General features: G+C 61.3%; 19 protein-coding genes. 11 read left to right on the plus strand and 8 right to left on the minus strand.

Translation table 11 applies throughout. From position 1 onward, the window contains the following. Positions 1 to 26 precede the first annotated feature (26 nt). The gene (locus ACM6G4_RS01915) at positions 27 to 464 is read right to left on the minus strand and encodes a hemerythrin domain-containing protein (protein ID WP_414912925.1); all 438 of its coding nucleotides are present in this window, start codon (positions 462 to 464) and stop codon (positions 27 to 29) included. A gap of 146 nt (positions 465 to 610) precedes the next feature. On the opposite strand from ACM6G4_RS01915, the gene ACM6G4_RS01920 reads away from it, so the two are divergent. After that, the gene (locus tag ACM6G4_RS01920; RefSeq protein WP_414912926.1) at positions 611 to 1036 is read left to right on the plus strand and encodes a GNAT family N-acetyltransferase; all 426 of its coding nucleotides are present in this window, start codon (positions 611 to 613) and stop codon (positions 1034 to 1036) included. 144 nt (positions 1037 to 1180) lie between these two features. On the opposite strand, the gene ACM6G4_RS01925 is transcribed toward ACM6G4_RS01920, so the two are convergent. Further along, entirely contained in the window at positions 1181 to 1531 is a 351-nt protein-coding gene (locus ACM6G4_RS01925) for a hypothetical protein (protein WP_056723789.1), read from the minus strand. Positions 1532 to 1679: 148 nt separating this feature from the next. Between ACM6G4_RS01925 and ACM6G4_RS01930 the strand changes: the two genes are divergently transcribed. From ACM6G4_RS01930 to ACM6G4_RS01970, 9 genes are all read left to right on the plus strand, one after another. Further along, positions 1680 to 1928 (plus strand): hypothetical protein, encoded by a 249-nt coding sequence (locus ACM6G4_RS01930; protein ID WP_008049352.1) that lies wholly within the window; start codon positions 1680 to 1682, stop codon positions 1926 to 1928. A 20-nt stretch (positions 1929 to 1948) separates the two neighbouring features. Beyond that, positions 1949 to 2278, plus strand: a complete 330-nt coding sequence (locus ACM6G4_RS01935; protein ID WP_414912927.1) for a DUF6388 family protein — start codon at positions 1949 to 1951, stop codon at positions 2276 to 2278. 25 nt (positions 2279 to 2303) lie between these two features. After that, positions 2304 to 3008 (plus strand): YoaK family protein, encoded by a 705-nt coding sequence (locus ACM6G4_RS01940; protein WP_414912928.1) that lies wholly within the window; start codon positions 2304 to 2306, stop codon positions 3006 to 3008. Between the two features lie 124 nt (positions 3009 to 3132). Further along, positions 3133 to 3525, plus strand: a complete 393-nt coding sequence (tusD, locus tag ACM6G4_RS01945; RefSeq protein ID WP_223541447.1) for a sulfurtransferase complex subunit TusD — start codon at positions 3133 to 3135, stop codon at positions 3523 to 3525. Position 3526: 1 nt separating this feature from the next. Further along, positions 3527 to 3889 (plus strand): sulfurtransferase complex subunit TusC, encoded by a 363-nt coding sequence (gene tusC, locus ACM6G4_RS01950; RefSeq protein ID WP_414912929.1) that lies wholly within the window; start codon positions 3527 to 3529, stop codon positions 3887 to 3889. Beyond that, positions 3889 to 4182 carry a sulfurtransferase complex subunit TusB gene (gene tusB / locus ACM6G4_RS01955; RefSeq protein ID WP_056723797.1) on the plus strand — a complete coding sequence of 98 codons (294 nt, stop codon included), beginning with the start codon at positions 3889 to 3891 and terminating at the stop codon, positions 4180 to 4182. The genes tusC and tusB overlap by 1 nt, the downstream gene beginning before the upstream one ends. Then, positions 4179 to 4514: a TusE/DsrC/DsvC family sulfur relay protein gene (locus ACM6G4_RS01960; protein WP_046037873.1), complete on the plus strand. Its 336-nt coding sequence runs from the start codon at positions 4179 to 4181 to the stop codon at positions 4512 to 4514. The genes tusB and ACM6G4_RS01960 overlap by 4 nt, the downstream gene beginning before the upstream one ends. After that, positions 4511 to 5512 carry a glycosyl transferase family protein gene (locus ACM6G4_RS01965; RefSeq protein WP_223541440.1) on the plus strand — a complete coding sequence of 334 codons (1002 nt, stop codon included), beginning with the start codon at positions 4511 to 4513 and terminating at the stop codon, positions 5510 to 5512. The genes ACM6G4_RS01960 and ACM6G4_RS01965 overlap by 4 nt, the downstream gene beginning before the upstream one ends. A 91-nt stretch (positions 5513 to 5603) precedes the next feature. Beyond that, entirely contained in the window at positions 5604 to 6605 is a 1002-nt protein-coding gene (locus ACM6G4_RS01970; RefSeq protein ID WP_414912930.1) for a glutathione S-transferase family protein, read from the plus strand. A 117-nt stretch (positions 6606 to 6722) separates the two neighbouring features. On the opposite strand, the gene cysG is transcribed toward ACM6G4_RS01970, so the two are convergent. The 6 genes from cysG to ACM6G4_RS02000 all read right to left on the minus strand — a co-directional run bounded on the left by cysG (position 6723) and on the right by ACM6G4_RS02000 (position 14384). After that, positions 6723 to 8117, minus strand: a complete 1395-nt coding sequence (gene cysG / locus ACM6G4_RS01975) for a siroheme synthase CysG (protein WP_414912931.1) — start codon at positions 8115 to 8117, stop codon at positions 6723 to 6725. Then, a complete protein-coding gene (gene serS, locus ACM6G4_RS01980) occupies positions 8118 to 9398 on the minus strand; it encodes a serine--tRNA ligase (RefSeq protein WP_056723804.1) in 1281 nt (426 codons plus the stop codon). Positions 9399 to 9414: 16 nt separating this feature from the next. Beyond that, complete coding sequence (gene crcB, locus ACM6G4_RS01985; protein WP_056723806.1) at positions 9415 to 9789, minus strand: fluoride efflux transporter CrcB; 375 nt, start codon at positions 9787 to 9789, stop codon at positions 9415 to 9417. Then, positions 9789 to 11111 carry a replication-associated recombination protein A gene (locus ACM6G4_RS01990; protein ID WP_414912932.1) on the minus strand — a complete coding sequence of 441 codons (1323 nt, stop codon included), beginning with the start codon at positions 11109 to 11111 and terminating at the stop codon, positions 9789 to 9791. Before ACM6G4_RS01990 ends, crcB begins: the two co-directional genes overlap by 1 nt. Positions 11112 to 11282: 171 nt before the next feature. Beyond that, on the minus strand, positions 11283 to 11906 hold the full coding sequence (gene lolA / locus ACM6G4_RS01995) for an outer membrane lipoprotein chaperone LolA (protein WP_008049385.1): 624 nt from the start codon (positions 11904 to 11906) through the stop codon (positions 11283 to 11285). A 66-nt stretch (positions 11907 to 11972) separates the two neighbouring features. After that, positions 11973 to 14384 (minus strand): DNA translocase FtsK, encoded by a 2412-nt coding sequence (locus tag ACM6G4_RS02000; protein ID WP_056723810.1) that lies wholly within the window; start codon positions 14382 to 14384, stop codon positions 11973 to 11975. 306 nt (positions 14385 to 14690) lie between these two features. On the opposite strand from ACM6G4_RS02000, the gene trxB reads away from it, so the two are divergent. Beyond that, positions 14691 to 15650, plus strand: coding sequence for a thioredoxin-disulfide reductase (trxB, locus tag ACM6G4_RS02005; RefSeq protein ID WP_056723812.1), 960 nt, complete (start codon positions 14691 to 14693; stop codon positions 15648 to 15650). The last annotated feature ends 35 nt before the right edge of the window (positions 15651 to 15685 follow it).

A 15685-nucleotide genomic window follows, 5' to 3' on the forward strand; every position in this document is an offset into this window, starting at 1 on the left:
AGTGAAAACGCACAGCCTTTCCCCCCTCAGGCAAGTTGCGCCTTGTACTCCTTCTCGTATTGTCCGGCCAACGACTCTTTCTGTTTGTCGTCGAGCAGTTTGCCAGCCATCTGGAAGAACTTCTGCTCTTCTTCCTCAAGGTGGTGATGCACCTTCTCCGAGAGTTTCTTCGCGGTCACGAGCCAAGCCGGACTGGACATCTCGATGTCGTCCAGCGCCTCCATCATTTCGTCCATTTCGTGATGTTCGGCGATGCCATGACGACTGAGGTCGACACCGTTGTCGAACTCCATCAACGGGATGTAGAAATGCCGCTCTTCGGCCGTGGCGTGAGCTTGCAATTCAGACTTGAGTTGCTTGTAGGCCTCGACGCGTTCGGGGCTGTCGCCGCTGGTGTGGATCAGGGCTTTGGCGTAAGTACGTTGACGTTCATGGCTTTCGCGCAGGGCTTCGAAGATATTCACGGCGTGTCCTCATCGGTCGCACTCTGGAATGACGCGTACTAATGAGTGACATCTGCGCGCAGGCGACGGTTCAACCTGCTTTGTGCTGATGGAACATTGGCGGCGACCACGCTAGGCTGCGGTTTCACTGCCATAAGGATATAGCCATGAACCTGCGTATCGAATTGTCGCAAAACCCCACGGATGAACAACGCCAGGCCATCCTCAAACCCTTGCGCGCCTACAATGGCTCGAAGGCCGAAGGTAACGTGCCCGAGCACATCGCCTTGCTGGTGCGCGACGACAACGACGAGATCCTCGGTGGCCTGCATGGCCGATTGTTTTACCAGTGGATGTACATCGACTTGCTGGTGGTGCCGGAACAGGCGCGGGGACAGGGCCTGGGTTCGAAACTGATGCAGATGGCCGAAGACCTGGCGCGGGAACGGCGTTGCGTCGGGCTGTGGCTCGACACCTTTGAATTCCAGGCGCCTGGGTTCTACAAGAAATGCGGCTACAGCGAGATCGGGCACATTGCCGATTACCCGCCGGGCCACAAGCACTTCTTCTTCCAGAAGCGCCTGAGCTACTGATCAAAACAAAAACCAATGTGGGAGCGGCGGCGCGGCGATCCGGCTTGCTCGCGAAAGCGGTGGGTCAGTCGACATCAATACTGACTGACCAGCCGCCTTCGCGAGCAAGCCCGCTCCCACAAGGGACTTGCGTTAGCCTTCAAATCACAGGCAAGTCGCCAACGCCGCCAACCGGCGCTTGGCCACGAAATCGTCTTTCTGTGCGTAGTAGCTCAACACCGTGCCCGAGGCATCGGTGGTCACATCGACAAAGGACTCCGCCGAACGGGTGTAAACGGTCGTGCCGCCCTTCTCCCCCGGTTGCAGATAGGCAGCGGCATCGACGCCGAACACGGCTTCGTCCTGCCAGGAAAACTGCACGCACTGGGCGACGTCTTTTCCCGGTTTTTCCGAGTTCAGGGTCTTGTACGGGGCCTTGGTGCGGGCCTCGTTCATTGCCGAGCCGGCGCATCCGGCCAGCAACGTCACGGCCAGCGCCACCATCAGAATTCGCATTGCATTCACTCATCGGGAAAAAGCGGACTTTATCACCCCGGCAGCCCGTATCGTTCTGCTTTACTGCATTTATACCGCGACAGCGCGCAACGATTCGCGCACCCTGTCGCGCCAATAACGCCCCATCGCACCCCTGACTGGAAACCTGATGACACCTAATGCCGAGTTCTACAAACCGAGCACTGAATATGCCGACAAGCTGATCAGCCAGATCGGTCAGACGCCTTCCTGGATTGCCAAGCGAATCGGCGTCACCGACAAGCGGATTCGCTACATCCTCGACGGCGAAAGAACCGTCAAAGGCGAAACCACGCCGATCCAGATGACCTACACCGAACAGTTTGCCCTCGAATGCCTGGCGGCAGCGGCCAAGGCTGGCAAGAAGCAATCCTCGTAATCCGTTCTCAAGGAGCGACCATGGCGGCAACCGAACTGCAGCATGAGCAAGCACTCAAGAGGTTTCTCGATGAGCGCCCCGAGTTGCGCGAAGAACTCGACCACCTCAACCCGCTGTTGGCTCAGGCCAAGGGTGAAACGGCGGCTCAGTATCGCGAGGAACGGCTGCACGAAGCGTTTGAAGCCGAAGCAGAACGCCAGCAGTTGTTCGCCTGGGAACTGACGTTGCAGTTAACCACCGCCACACCCCAGGAGTACGAAGCGCAGCGCCTGGAAGTGCACCGGGAAGTAGCGGAAATGGCCGGCATGGACTGGCTGGAATATTGCGAGTTGAATGGGATAAAACCCTAAGCACTGTTCAAGGATACCGTCGCCGATGCTACCCAACACCGCCAGGACCCACGCCAGCCCCGGTCACTTGCACACGCAGAAATGGCGCGGACGCATAGGCCTGAGCCTGGTGGCCATGCTCTCGGTGCTCGCCGGCATGACCGACGCCATCGGCTTCATGGCCAGCGGCGACTTCGTCTCGTTCATGAGTGGCAATACCACCCGGATGGCGGTCACCATCAGTGCTGGCGACCTTGGGTTGACCCTGCGCCTGATGATCCTCGTCGCCACCTTCATCGTCGGTAACGCGCTGGGCATTATCGTCAGCCGCCTAGGCAGACGCCGGGCCCTGCCCTTGTTGCTGTGCATTACCGCCCTGCTGTGCGCCGCCGCAGCCTGGCCTTATGACGAGCAACTGCCGGCCCTGCTGGCGGCGATCATCGCAATGGGCATGCTCAACGCCGCGGTGGAAGAAGTGAACGGCCTGCCGGTTGGCCTGACTTACGTCACCGGCGCCCTGTCGCGTTTCGGCCGCGGGCTGGGCCGCTGGATGCTCGGCGAGCGCCGTAACGGCTGGCGCGTGCAACTGATCCCCTGGACCGGCATGTTCGCCGGCGCGGTACTCGGTGCCGTGCTGGAACATCACCTGGGGCTCAAGGCGTTGTATGCCAGCGGCCTGCTGGCTGCCGGGCTCGCGGTGTTGTCGTTGAAGATCCCGCGGCGCTGGCAGTTGGGGTATATGCCGCGCTGAGTTTTGCATCACCTGTTCGGCCGCCTTCGCGAGCAAGTCGGCGACACGGTCTACGAGTAAACGCCCTTCGCCGCCCCGCCGATAAAGCTTTATCATGGCCGCAGTTTCGCTGATCGAGTGCACCATGAAGTTCGCCATCGCCGTATTTTCCGCCGCCCATGCGCCCTCCTCGCGCCGCGCCCTGTTGTTCGCCCAAGCCGCGCTGGCCGGCGGGCACGAGATTGTCCGGCTGTTTTTCTATCAGGACGGCGTCTACAACGCGTCCGCCAGCGTGGTCACGCCCCAGGATGAATTGGACTTGCCCAGGCAATGGCACGCCTTTGTCAGCGACCATCAACTCGATGGCGTGGTATGCATCGCCGCTGCCCTGCGTCGTGGCGTGTTGAACGAGGAAGAAGCCCGGCGCTATCAGCGCGAGGCGGTTGCCGTCGGCGCGCCGTGGGAATTGTCCGGCCTCGGCCAGTTGCATGACGCCGCGCAGGATGCCGACCGTCTGATCTGTTTCGGAGGCGCATGACATGGCCAAATCCATATTGATCATCAGCCGCCAGTCGCCCTGGTCCGGCCCGGGCGCGCGGGAAGCGCTGGATATCGTGCTGGCCGGGGGCGCCTTCGACCTGCCGATCGGCCTGCTGTTTCTCGATGACGGCGTGTTCCAGCTGGCCGTCAGCCAGGACGCCAAGGCCCTGCAACAGAAAGACCTGAGCGCCAACCTGCAAGCCCTGCCGATGTTCGGTGTCGAGGAACTGTTTGCCTGTGGCGACAGCATCGCCCAGCGCGGCCTGGACCCGAGCGGCCTGTCGCTGCAAGAAGCCCAGGTGTTGGCCGCCCACGAAATCACCGCCCTCATTGACCGTTACGACCAGGTGATCACCCTCTGATGTCGACTTTGCATGTGTTGTCTCATTCCCCGTTCGGCGACGAACGCCTGACCAGTTGCCTGCGCGTGATCGGCGCCAACGACGGGTTGCTGTTGTCCGGTGATGCCGCCTACGCGTTGCAGCCAGGCACCGCGCCGTTCACGGCGCTCAGCGCACGCGGCCTGAAGCTGTTCGTGCTGGCTGAAGATGCCCAGGCCCGTGCGCTTGCGGTTCCAGACTGGGCCAAAGCTATCGATTACCCGGCCTTCGTCGAACTGTCGATCCACTACGACAAGGTCAACAGTTGGCTATGAATGCATTGACGGTCGGCGCCCGCGCCATCGAACTGGACAAGGACGGTTTCCTGGTCGAACTGAGTGACTGGTCCGCCGACGTGGCCAGTGCCCTGGCGGCGGCCGAAGACATCGAGTTGACGCCCGAACACTGGGAAGTCCTCGAACTGCTGCGCAGTTTCTACGCCGAATTCCAGCTGTCACCGGCCACCCGCCCGTTGATCAAGTACACCGCCCTGAAACTCGGCCCGGAAAAAGGCAACAGCCTGCACCTGAACCGACTGTTCAAAGGCACTCCCGCCAAACTCGCCGCGAAACTGGCGGGCCTGCCCAAACCGACGAATTGCTTATGACCGACTACCCAGCACTGACACTCGAAACGCCCGCCGAGCATCCGTTCGCCCAGTTCGTGCGGATCCTTGGCAAAGGCAAGCGCGGCGCCCGCGATTTGACCCGGGTCGAAGCCCGCGAAGCCATGGGCCTGGTGCTCGATGAAAAAGTCGAGGAAACCCAGCTCGGCGCATTCCTGATGCTGTTGCGGCACAAGGAAGAAAGCGCGCAAGAGATGGCGGGCTTCACCGAAGCCTTGCGCGAACGCCTGAATCCTCCGGCGCTGGCGGTGGATCTGGACTGGCCGACCTATGCCGGCAAGAAACGCCATCTGCCGTGGTATCTGCTGGCAGCCAAGTGCCTGGCACAAAACGGCGTGCGGATTTTCATGCACGGCGGCGGCGCCCACACGGCCGGTCGCTTGTACAGCGAGCAACTGCTGGGCGAATTGAACATCCCGCTGTGCCGCAACTGGCAACAGGTGGGTTCGGCACTGGATAACGGCGGCCTGGCCTTCATGCCTTTGATGGACTGGGCGCCACAGCTGCAACGCATGATCGACCTGCGCAACACCCTGGGCCTGCGCTCGCCGATCCACTCCCTGGCGCGAATTCTCAATCCACTGGGCGCCCGTTGCGGCCTGCAGAGCATTTTCCACCCGGGTTATCAGGCGGTGCATCGCGATGCCAGCGGCCTGCTGGGTGACACTGCCATCGTCGTCAAAGGCGATGGCGGCGAGATCGAGATCAACCCGGACGCCAACAGTCACCTGTATGGCACCACCGGGGGCGAGAGCTGGGACGAGGAATGGCCGCAGTTGTCGGCGCAGCGTCACGTCAAGCCTGCCTCGCTTGATCCTGAACATTTGAAAGCGGTCTGGCGTGGCGATGTGGTCGACAGCTACCCGCAAATGGCCCTGATCTCGACCATGGCCCTGGCCCTGCGCGGCCTGGGACAGAGCCGCGAACAGGCCTTCGAAACCGCTGAAAAATACTGGGCGGCGCGGGACAAATCGATTTAATCGATCATTCGCGCCCGATCTTTGCGCTTTTTGTTCGAACTCATCGGAATAGACTCGACTCCATCGATTATGGGTTTCAGGAGTCTTGAACATGGGTTTATTAGTGGATGGCCGCTGGCAGGACAAGTGGTACGAAAGCAGCAAGGACGGTGCGTTCCAGCGTGAACAGGCGCAGCGTCGCAACTGGTTGACCGCAGACGGCAAGCCGGGACCGACCGGTGTCGGCGGTTTTGCGGCCGAGCCCGGGCGCTATCACCTGTACGTGTCCCTGGCCTGCCCGTGGGCTCATCGCACTTTGATCCTGCGCAAACTCAAAGGCCTCGAAAACCTGATCGACGTTTCGGTGGTCAGTTGGTTGATGCTGGAAAACGGCTGGACCTTCGACCAGACCCTCGGTTCGACCGGCGACAGGCTCGATCACTTCGACTTCATGCACCAGCGCTACACCGCCGACACCGCCGACTACACCGGCCGCGTCACCGTACCGGTGCTGTGGGACAAAAAACTGAAGCGCATCGTCAACAATGAATCATCGGAAATCATCCGCATGTTCAATGGCGCCTTCGACGATCTGACCGGTAACGACCTGGACTTCTACCCGGCGCCGCTGCGCGGCGAGATCGATGCGTTGAACGAGCGGATCTACCCGGCCGTCAACAATGGCGTGTACCGCGCCGGGTTTGCCACCTCGCAGCAGGCTTATGAACAAGCCTTCGATGAAGTGTTTGCCGAGCTCAATCATCTGGAACAGTTACTGAGTGCCAACCGCTACCTGGCTGGCGAGTACCTGACCGAAGCGGACATCCGCCTGTTCACCACGCTGATTCGCTTCGATGCGGTGTACTACGGGCACTTCAAGTGCAACCTGCGGCGGATCGCGGATTATCCGAACCTGTCGAACTGGCTGCGGGAGATTTATCAGTGGCCGGGAATCGCCGAGACGGTGGACTTCACCCACATCAAGAACCACTACTACGCCAGCCACCGCACCATCAACCCGACGGGTGTGGTGCCCAAAGGTCCGGCCCAAGACTTCACCGCGCCCCATGATCGGGAGCGGTTGAGCGGGAAAGGGGTTTGGAAAAAGCGTTAAAAAGCAAAAGATCGTCCGAACGCGGCCCGAACCTTCGGCAGCTCCTACAGGGTGTACACCTTACCCCTGTAGGAGCTGCCGAAGGCTGCGATCTTTTTGCAACAGCCAACGCAGTAATCAGACCTGCCCCTGAGCCCCTTCAAACCACGCCAGTTTCTCGCGCAGTTGCACCACTTCACCGACGATCACCAAGGTCGGCGCATGCACTTCATGCTCCGCCACCAGTCGTGGCAGGTCCGCCAGGGTGCCGGTAAACACTCGCTGGTTGACTGTGGTGCCCTGCTGGATCAGTGCCGCCGGGGTATCGGCGGCGCGACCATGCTTGATCAACTGCTCGCAGATGATCGGCAAGCCCACCAGGCCCATGTAGAACACCAGGGTCTGTGCCGGGGCCACCAGATCGGCCCATGGCAAATCGCTGGAGCCGTCCTTGAGGTGGCCGGTGATGAAGCGCACCGACTGCGCATAATCGCGGTGGGTCAGCGGAATCCCGGCATAGGCCGCGCAACCACTGGCCGCCGTGATACCCGGCACGACCTGGAACGGGATGCCATGGGCCGCCAGTTCTTCGATCTCCTCACCACCACGACCGAAGATGAACGGATCGCCGCCCTTCAACCGCACCACGCGCTTGCCTTGCTTGGCCAGGTCCACCAATTGCTGGTTGATCTGGTCCTGCGGCACCGCGTGATCGGCTCGGCGCTTGCCGACGTAGACCCGCTCGGCGTCGCGACGGCACAGTTCGAGAATCGCCGGTGCGACCAAACGGTCGTACAGCACTACGTCGGCTTGCTGCATCAGACGCAATGCCTTGAACGTCAGCAGATCGGGATCACCCGGACCGGCGCCCACCAGATAGACCTCACCGGTCGCCACTGGCGCTTCGCCATCGATTTTCGCCTGGAGCAAGCGCTCGGCTTCACCGCCCTGCCCGGCCAATTGCCGGTCGGCAATCGGTCCCTGGAAAACATCTTCCCAGAACGCCCGACGCTGCTGCACATCCGGAAACAGGCCTTTGACCTGATGGCGGAATCGCGCCGCAAGCCCGGCCAGGTGACCGTAGGTGGAAGGAATCCAGGTTTCGATCTTGGCGCGGATCAAACGCGCCAGCACCGGTGCATCGCCGCCGCTGGACACGGCAATGATCAACGGAGAACGGTCGACAATGGCCGGGAAGATCACGCTGCACAGGGCTGGCGCGTCTACCACGTTGACCGGCACGCAACGCCGACGGGCGTCGGCGGAGACTTGTGCGTTCAGCGTTTCGTCATCGGTGGCGGCAATGATCAGCCCGCAACCGTCCAGATCCGCCTCGGCGTAGCCACGTAGCAGGCACTCGCCACCGCTGCCGGTAACCAGCTCGCGCAATTGCGCTTCGATTTCAGGTGCAACCACCCGCAGCAGCGCACCGGCATCGGCCAGCAGGCGGGACTTGCGCAAGGCAATCTCCCCCCCGCCGACGACCAACACACGACTGCCGCGCAGGTTATGGAACAGCGGCAGATAGTTCATTTAGCCGATGACCTCGAGGCCACCCATGTACGGCTTGAGGACTTCAGGCACGCGGATCGAACCGTCGGCCTGCTGATAGTTCTCGAGCACCGCCACCAGGGTACGGCCGACTGCCAGGCCGGAGCCGTTCAGGGTGTGTACCAGTTCCGGCTTGCCGGTTTCCGGGTTGCGGAAACGCGCCTGCATGCGCCGGGCCTGGAAGTCGCCACAGTTGGAGCACGACGAAATTTCGCGGTATTTGTCCTGGCTCGGGATCCACACTTCCAGGTCGTAAGTCTTGACCGCGCTGAAGCCCATGTCGCCGGTGCACAAGGCCAGGGTGCGGTAAGGCAGTTCCAGCAGTTGCAGGACCTTCTCGGCGTTGGCAGTCAGCCCTTCCAGCGCTGCCATCGACTGCGACGGCTCGACGATCTGCACCATCTCGACTTTATCGAACTGGTGCTGGCGGATCATGCCGCGGGTGTCGCGACCCGACGCGCCAGCTTCGCTACGGAAGCACGGGGTGTGGGCGACAAACTTGATCGGCAGCAGTTTCGAGTCGACGATTTCGCCGGCGACGATGTTGGTCAGCGACACTTCGGCGGTCGGGATCAGGTACAGGTCGGCTTCGCCTTCGCGCGCGATCTTGAACAGGTCTTCTTCGAACTTCGGCAACTGGCCGGTGCCTTGCAACGCCGGGGCCTGGACCAGATAAGGCGTGTAGGCCTCTTCGTAGCCGTGCTCGGTGACGTGCAGGTTGATCATGAATTGCGCCAGGGCGCGATGCAGACGTGCGATCGGGCCGCGCAGCAGGGCGAAACGGGCGCCGGACAGCTTGGCGGCGGTTTCGAAGTCCAGCCAGCCGAACTTCTCGCCCAGGGCGACGTGGTCCTGAACCGGGAAATCGAAGGCCGTCGGGGTACCCCAGCGACGCACTTCGACGTTGCCGTCTTCGTCTTCGCCGACCGGTACCGATTCGTGCGGCAGGTTGGGGATACCCAGCAGGATCGAGTCCAGATCGGTCTGGATCGCGTCCAGTTCGACTTTACCGGCGCTCAATTCGCCCGCCATGCGCTCGACGTCCGCCATCAGCGGCGCGATGTCTTCACCGCGCTGCTTGGCCTGACCGATGGATTTGGAGCGCGCATTACGTTCAGCCTGCAGTGCTTCGGTGCGGGTCTGGACGGTCTTGCGCTGTTCTTCCAGCGCTTCGATGCGCGCAACATCCAGGGTATAGCCACGGGATGCCAGGCGGTCCGCTACGTCCTGAAGGTTGCTACGTAACAGTTTGGAATCGAGCATGTCGGTTTCTCGTTTATCAAAGTTTGGTCAAGGACAGGCCGGCCCAGGTGGCAAGCAGCCCGCCGAATACGCTGAGCGCCGCATAGCCCAGGGCCAGCGGCACTTGCCCGCTTTCCAGCAGGCGCACCGTATCCAGTGAAAAGGATGAAAAAGTTGTCAGGCCCCCGAGGAAGCCAACGATCAACCCGGCACGCACCTCGATGGGCACCTCCGGGCGTATCAAAAACAGACCGTATAGAACGCCGATCAGCAAACAGCCCACGATATTAACGGCCAGCGTCGCTGTATAGAAGTGCCGCGGCCAATTCGCGTTGATCCAGTTGCCGGTGGCGAAGCGCAACAATGTGCCGGCCATCCCGCCGACGGAAACCGCAACGATCAAGGGAAGCACTATTTTCTCCGCTGCCTTGGGCTTAAACGGTCGAGTTTCGCCAGGTGATTGAGTTTTTCGCCGATTTTCAACTCCAGGCCACGGGGCACGGGCTGATAGAACGGGATCGGGTCGAGTTCTTCCGGGAAATAGTCTTCGCCAGCGGCATAGGCGTCCGGCTCATCATGGGCATAACGGTATTCATCGCCATAGCCCAGTTGCTTCATAAGTTTGGTCGGCGCGTTACGCAGGTGCAGCGGCACTTCCAGAGAACCGTGCTCGGCGGCGGCGCGCAATGCGGTCTTGAAGCCCATGTAGACCGCATTGCTCTTTGGCGCACAAGCCAGGTAGGTGATGGCCTGGGCCACCGCCAGTTCGCCTTCGGGGCTGCCGAGGCGCTCCTGCACCTCCCAGGCCGCCAGGCACAGGCTCAGGGCGCGGGGGTCGGCATTGCCGATGTCTTCGCTGGCCATGCGCACCACGCGCCGGGCCAGGTACAGGGGGTCGCAACCGCCGTCGATCATCCGTGCGAACCAATACAAGGCGCCATCAGGGTTGGAGCCGCGCACCGATTTATGCAGCGCGGATATCTGGTCGTAGAACGCTTCGCCGCCCTTGTCGAACCGCCGGCGGGTATCGCCGAGCAGGCTTTGCAGGAGATCGATGCCGATCTCGCTGTTGTCTTCCGCCAGGTCCGAGGCGTTTTCCAGCAGGTTGAGCAGGCGCCGGCCATCACCATCGGCGGCCGACAGCAGCATCTGGAAGCCTTCGTCGCTGAGGGTCAGGTTGCGCTTGCCCAGGCCACGCTCTTCGGTCAGCGCGCGCTGCACCAGTTTGCGCAGGGCCGCTTCGTCGAGGCTTTTGAGCACGTAGACCCGCGCCCGTGACAGCAAGGCGTTGTTGAGCTCGAAGGAGGGGTTTTCCGTGGTCGCGCCGATGAAAATCAGCGTGCCGTCCTCGACATAGGGCAGGAACGCATCCTGCTGGGATTTGTTGAAGCGATGCACCTCGTCGACGAACAGGATGGTGCGGCGCCCGTACTGCGCGGCCTGCTGCTTGGCGATTTCCACCGACTGGCGGATCTCCTTGACCCCGGCCAGCACCGCCGAGACCGTTTCGAAGTGCGCATCCGAGACTTCCGCGAGCAATCGCGCCAGGGTGGTTTTGCCCACGCCCGGCGGTCCCCAGAAAATCATCGAATGCAGGGCACCCTGCTCCAGCGCTTCGCGCAGGGGTTTGCCGCGAGCGAGCACGTGTTCCTGACCGACGTACTCGTCCAGATTGGCCGCACGCAGGCGGGCGGCCAAGGGCTGGGCGATGGGGGCGCTGCGAAACAGATCCATGGTTACCTAAAAAACCTCACTGCCTATCAGCCAAATCATTAAACACCGCAAGCCCCTGTGGGAGCGAGCTTGCTCCGGGCGGCGTTCCGACGATAGCGTCAGGTCAGTCGACATTGCTGTTGAATGTTATGCCGCCATCGCGAGCAAGCTCGCTCCCACAGGTTATCTGTCTTATTCCTGAATTACGTCAGCCCCTTTCGGGATATCGAACTTGAACTTGGACGCAGGGATCGGCTCGTTGGCCTTCACCCCGGTGAACAGGATATTGGTGCGCTGACCAACGCTGTCGATCAGTTGCATATCATTGACCAGGCCATTGCGGAACGACAGGCGCAGGCTGTCGAACAGGGTGTCCTTGGTTTTCGGCTTGAGAGTGAAGTCGATCACCCCACCGGCTTCCTTGGCGCTGATGTCGAAGCTCTGGCTGATCTTGGACACGTCACCGGACAACAGCAAGGCCGGGGTCTGGGTCAGGCGCTGGTCGAGGTTCTTGATGGTGGCCTGTTCCAGGTCCGGGTCCCACAGGGTGACTTTCTTGCCATCGGAGATCATGGTCTGTTCGGCTGGCGCATCGGTGTGCCAGTAGAACAGGCCAGGACGCTGCAGCGACATCTCGCCAGCAGTTTCCTGCAACTGGGTGCCGGTGCCATCGAGGGTCAGTTGCGAGAAACGTGCGGTCAGGGTCTGGGATTTTTCCAGCAGTTGGGTCAGGCGCGCCACGTCCTTGTCATCGGCGTTAGCCTGGAGCGTGGTCAAGGCCAGTACCGGCAGCAACAGCATGCGGATCAGACGCATGGGAGTCCTCATAACATTCGTGGGAGTGCGGGCGGCGCCAAAGGCACCACCCTTTTCATACTCGGGTCAGTCGCGCACCGGGCCCGGGGCCAGGACTTCACGCGAACCGTTGGTGTTCATGGACGTCACGACCCCGGCCATTTCCATGGCTTCGATCATGCGCGCGGCGCGGTTGTAGCCGATCTTCAGTTTGCGCTGAACCGCGGAAATGGAGGCGCGACGGCTTTCCAGCACGAACTGCACGGCTTCGTCGTACAGCGCGTCGGCCTCGGGATCGTCACCGTCGCCGCCACCACTGCTGCCTTCAAAGCCGCTGCCCGCCTCTTCGACGCCATTGAGGATGTCGTCGTTGTATTCCGGCGCGCCCCGCAGCTTCCAGGCTTCCACCACGCGGTGAACCTCATCGTCGGACACGAAAGCACCGTGAACACGAATCGGCAGGCTGGTGCCCGGTGGCATGTAGAGCATGTCACCGTGGCCGAGCAGTTGTTCGGCGCCGCCCTGGTCGATGATGGTCCGCGAGTCGATCTTGCTCGATACCTGGAACGCCATGCGGGTCGGGATGTTGGCCTTGATCAGACCGGTGATTACATCCACCGACGGACGCTGGGTCGCCAGGATCAAGTGAATACCGGCCGCACGCGCCTTTTGCGCGATACGGGCGATCAGTTCTTCAACCTTCTTGCCGACGATCATCATCATGTCGGCAAATTCGTCGACCACCACCACGATGGTCGGCAGCTTGCTCAGCAGCGGCGCTTCGTCGTGAATGCTTTCGCGCTTGTACAGCGGATCGCTCAACGGCTCGCCGGCGTCCTGGGCTTCCTTGACCTTGGCGTTGAAGCCCGACAGGTTTCGCACACCCATCTTGGCCATCAGCTTGTAGCGTCGCTCCATCTCGGCAACGCTCCAGCGCAGGGCGTTGGCGGCGTCCTTCATGTCGGTGACCACCGGGCACAGCAGGTGCGGAATGCCTTCGTAGATCGACAGCTCAAGCATTTTCGGGTCGATCATGATCAGCTTGGCGTCTTCCGGGCCGGACTTGAACAGGATCGACAGGATCATCGCGTTCACACCCACCGACTTACCGGAACCGGTGGTACCGGCCACCAGCAGGTGCGGCATCTTCGCAAGGTCAGTGATGACCGGCTTGCCGCCGATGTCGTGGCCCAGGGCCAGGGTGACCGGGGATTTGAAGTTGTCGTACTCGGGGGTCGACAACACCTCGGAGAAACGCACGATCTGCCGGTCTTCGTTGGGAATCTCGATACCGACCGTGGTCTTGCCCGGAATCACTTCCACCACGCGCACGCTGGTCACGGCCAGGGAGCGCGCAAGGTCTTTGGCCAGGTTGGAAATACGGCTGACCTTGACCCCGGCCGCCGGCTGGATCTCGTAACGGGTGATCACCGGGCCCGGGTGAATCGAATCCACCGTGACTTCGACGCCGAATTCCTTGAGCTTGATTTCCAGCAGGTGGCCAACCGCAGCCAGGGATTCAGGCGAGTAATTGAGCTGTTTCTTTTCCGCCGGGTCGAGAATCGAGATCGGCGGCAAGGTGCCTTCCACGGCGCTGTCGACGAACAGCGGCGCCTGCTTCTCTTTCTCGACGCGCTTGCTCGGCGCGGCGGGCTTTGGCGGCGCGGGCGCAATCACCGGCGGCACCTGCTTCTCACGCTCGGACATGTGCTTGCTCAGGGCTTGCTCACGTTCGATCAGGCGTTCCTTGACCTTGGCCTGCTCGCGCTTGTCGGTGACGGTCGGCGCGACCACTTCATCCATACGATCATCGACTTCACGCAACCGGGCAACCAGTTGTTTGCGCTCGGTACGGGCAGCCCACCAGCGATTGGCGGCGCCCTGGAACAGCTCGAACAGGTCGAGGGTGATTTTGCCGGTGATGTCCATCACCTTGAACCACGACAGATCGGTAAACACAGTCAGGCCGAACAGGAACAAGGCAATGAACAACAGCGTGCTGCCCTGGATATTCAGGGCGTTCCTGGCCAGTTCGCCGAGGCTTTCCCCCAGCGCGCCACCCGCACCGGCCGGCAGACCGGTCGCGGCATGAAAATGGATATGGGCCAGCGCGGCCCCCGACAGCACCAGGAACACCAGGCCGATCAGGCGCCAGGAGAACAGCCAACCGCTCCACTGCCACGGTTCGTGACGCTGGCGGAAGATCTGGTACGCCTTGACGGCCAGCAGCAACGGGAAGATGTAGGCGAAGTAACCCAGCACCATGAACAGGATATCGGCGCTGTAGGAGCCCGCTGGCCCGCCGAAGTTCTGCACATCGTCGATCTTGCTGTTATGACTCCAGCCCGGATCGTCCTTGCCGTAGGTCAACAAGGCCATCATCAGGAACAGGCACAAGGCACCGATGGCGATCAGCGCACCTTCCTTGAGTCGGTAGTGCAAGTGCTGGCGCCAGAGCGGTACGACGGCTGGTTTAGGTGCTGCGGTGGATTTCTTCAAAACGCTTCTTTTCCTGCGCCATGGGCGCGTCCATCTGGTGAATGTCTATAAAAACCGCGAAAAAACTGCCCAATCCAGGCAGGTAAAAAAGTTAACACGCGTTACCGGGACTACTTTTAACACTGCGCCCCGGTTTTTATAAACATGGCGCGCACTGAATATATGTAACACGCAGGGCATTGTACGGGTTTGTACGCACGACGCCATGCTTGAGACCCTTGGGTGTAGCATAGTCAAAAGCATATGACATGCTGTTCAATTTGAGCATGCATTCTCTTTTGTGACAAAGGCTTATGAGGTGTTTTTATGAGCGAAGCGAAGCATTCACGCCTGATCATCCTGGGCTCCGGCCCCGCCGGTTACAGCGCGGCCGTGTATGCCGCCCGCGCCAACCTCAAGCCCGTTGTCATTACCGGCATCCAGGCGGGTGGCCAGCTCACCACCACCGTCGAAGTGGATAACTGGCCAGGGGACGTTGAAGGCCTGACCGGGCCGGTGCTGATGGATCGCATGCAAAAACACGCCGAACGCTTTGCCACCGAGATCGTTTACGACCACATCCATACCGCCAAGTTGCAACAACGGCCGTTCGAGCTGATTGGCGATGGCGGAACCTACACCTGCGACGCACTGATCATTGCCACCGGCGCCAGCGCGCAATACCTGGGTCTGCCGTCGGAGGAAGCGTTTGCCGGCAAAGGGGTGTCGGCGTGCGCGACCTGTGATGGATTTTTCTATCGCAATCAGGTGGTTGCGGTGGTCGGCGGCGGCAATACGGCGGTCGAGGAAGCCTTGTACCTGTCGAACATCGCCAAGGAAGTGCACCTGATCCATCGGCGCGACAAGCTGCGCTCGGAGAAGATCCTCCAGGACAAACTCTTCGAAAAAGCCGCCAATGGCAATGTCCGCCTGCACTGGAACCAGAACCTGGACGAAGTGCTCGGCAATGCCAGCGGCGTGACCGGCGCCCGCCTGCGGGACAGCCACACCGGTGAAACCAAGGAGCTGACATTGGCCGGGGTGTTTATCGCCATCGGCCACAAACCCAACACCGACCTGTTCGCGGGCCAGCTGGAAATGCGCGACGGATATCTGCAGGTCAAGGGTGGCAGCGAAGGCGATGCCACCGCTACGGCGATTGCAGGGGTGTTTGCCGCCGGCGACGTGGCCGACCACGTTTATCGCCAGGCCGTTACATCTGCCGGGGCCGGTTGCATGGCGGCGCTGGACGCTGAAAAATACCTCGACGACATTCCAACCGTTTAAAGGCAAACTTTATGGCGGGCCAACACCCGCCACTG

The organism is Pseudomonas sp. IT-P258 (genome assembly GCF_949767825.1).
Classification (GTDB): Bacteria; Pseudomonadota; Gammaproteobacteria; order Pseudomonadales; family Pseudomonadaceae; genus Aquipseudomonas; species Aquipseudomonas monachiensis.

Coding starts and splice junctions, on each gene's coding strand:
- ACM6G4_RS01920 (WP_414912926.1), top strand. CDS start 611: ATGAACCTGCGTATCGAATTGTCGCAAAACCCCACGGATGAACAACGC.
- ACM6G4_RS01925 (WP_056723789.1), bottom strand. CDS start 1,531: ATGCGAATTCTGATGGTGGCGCTGGCCGTGACGTTGCTGGCCGGATGC.
- ACM6G4_RS01930 (WP_008049352.1), top strand. CDS start 1,680: ATGACACCTAATGCCGAGTTCTACAAACCGAGCACTGAATATGCCGAC.
- ACM6G4_RS01935 (WP_414912927.1), top strand. CDS start 1,949: ATGGCGGCAACCGAACTGCAGCATGAGCAAGCACTCAAGAGGTTTCTC.
- ACM6G4_RS01940 (WP_414912928.1), top strand. CDS start 2,304: ATGCTACCCAACACCGCCAGGACCCACGCCAGCCCCGGTCACTTGCAC.
- tusD (WP_223541447.1), top strand. CDS start 3,133: ATGAAGTTCGCCATCGCCGTATTTTCCGCCGCCCATGCGCCCTCCTCG.
- tusC (WP_414912929.1), top strand. CDS start 3,527: ATGGCCAAATCCATATTGATCATCAGCCGCCAGTCGCCCTGGTCCGGC.
- tusB (WP_056723797.1), top strand. CDS start 3,889: ATGTCGACTTTGCATGTGTTGTCTCATTCCCCGTTCGGCGACGAACGC.
- ACM6G4_RS01960 (WP_046037873.1), top strand. CDS start 4,179: ATGAATGCATTGACGGTCGGCGCCCGCGCCATCGAACTGGACAAGGAC.
- ACM6G4_RS01965 (WP_223541440.1), top strand. CDS start 4,511: ATGACCGACTACCCAGCACTGACACTCGAAACGCCCGCCGAGCATCCG.
- ACM6G4_RS01970 (WP_414912930.1), top strand. CDS start 5,604: ATGGGTTTATTAGTGGATGGCCGCTGGCAGGACAAGTGGTACGAAAGC.
- cysG (WP_414912931.1), bottom strand. CDS start 8,117: ATGAACTATCTGCCGCTGTTCCATAACCTGCGCGGCAGTCGTGTGTTG.
- serS (WP_056723804.1), bottom strand. CDS start 9,398: ATGCTCGATTCCAAACTGTTACGTAGCAACCTTCAGGACGTAGCGGAC.
- ACM6G4_RS01990 (WP_414912932.1), bottom strand. CDS start 11,111: ATGGATCTGTTTCGCAGCGCCCCCATCGCCCAGCCCTTGGCCGCCCGC.
- lolA (WP_008049385.1), bottom strand. CDS start 11,906: ATGCGTCTGATCCGCATGCTGTTGCTGCCGGTACTGGCCTTGACCACG.
- trxB (WP_056723812.1), top strand. CDS start 14,691: ATGAGCGAAGCGAAGCATTCACGCCTGATCATCCTGGGCTCCGGCCCC.